The following is a 1,139-nucleotide window of genomic DNA, read 5'->3' on the forward strand; positions in this document are numbered from 1 at the left end:
GTTGTTCAGGCGGGTCTGATGGTCAGGCCGGTTTCGGCGAGGCAGCCGTCTATGAGGTCGCTGCGGTACTGGATGTGTCGTAGGCCTCGTCGGATGCGCTGGATGAGGTGTTCGGGGGTATTGAAGGCGACGTTGGAGAGCCAGCCGCGTCGCAGGAGGGACCAGATGCCTTCGACGGGGTTGAGGTCGGGTGCGTAGGGCGGCAGGTAGTAGATGGTCAGCCAGTCCCGGGCTTCGGCGAACTTCCGCAGGTCGGCGGCTTTGTGGACGTTGAGGTTGTCCCAGACGAGCACGATCGGGCCGCCGAGTTGCTGGTGTGCGGCTATCAGCAGGTCTCGGTAGTCGCGCCAGGAGAAGCTCTTGCGTCCGTCGCGCCGGCCGTCGTCCCGGCGAGGACGGTAGATCAGCCGGGACCGGTGGCCGGGTTTGTAGCAGGTCAGCGCGGCGATGGATATCCGTCTGCGGGAACGGCCTCGGACCCGCACCACCGGGGTCCGGCCACGCTGCGACCAGGTCTTGGCCTGCGGCGGCGTCATGGAGAATCCGGCTTCGTCCTCGAAGACGAGCCAGGCTCCACGGGCCGCCGCAAGTCTTCCGCGCAGGGCCACACCTCCTTGACCCACCCGGCCACCGCGTCGTCGTCCCGCTCCACAGCCCGACGGGCCGGTACCTGGCAGGACCAGCCGTTACGGACCAGCAGCTTGCGCACGCCCTGGACTGTGTAGGTCAGGTGGAAACGCCGGCCGATCACCGTCTTCACACGGCTCAGGGTCCAGTGTTGGTCCTCCCAGCCGTGCGCGGCCGGCCCCCTGGCCAGCTCCGCCTCCAGCTGGGTGAACTGTTTCTCGCTCAGTCTCGGCAGTGACGCCGGCCCCTGCGACCGCAGAGCCCGCGGACCGCCCTCGTCCCACATCCGCCGCCACCGCTGCACTGAGCGGACGCTGACCCGAAGGTCCTTGGCGATCACCGAGCTCACCTCGCCCTGGGCGAACCTCTCGGCCGCCTTGAGCCGTAACTCCTCGCGGAACTGCTGCCGCTCGGCGGTCAGCCCGCCCCCTTGTGGATACCGCATGCCCTGGTGATACCGCAGCGGACGACCAGGCGTCAGCCCCTACGACAACACGAGTTCAACCTCAGTA

Annotated in this window: 1 protein-coding gene; it reads right to left on the bottom strand. The window is 68.0% G+C overall.

Annotated features, from left to right (window positions below):
• Positions 1-5: 5 nt before the first annotated feature.
• A protein-coding gene (locus ACZ50K_RS37940) for an IS630 family transposase (RefSeq protein WP_468912048.1) occupies positions 6-1,072 on the bottom strand; the annotation gives its coding sequence in 2 pieces (ribosomal slippage) (positions 6-626 and positions 629-1,072; 1,065 coding nt in all).
• Positions 1,073-1,139 lie beyond the last annotated feature (67 nt).

It is taken from the genome of Streptomyces sp. NPDC033845 (assembly GCF_055576225.1).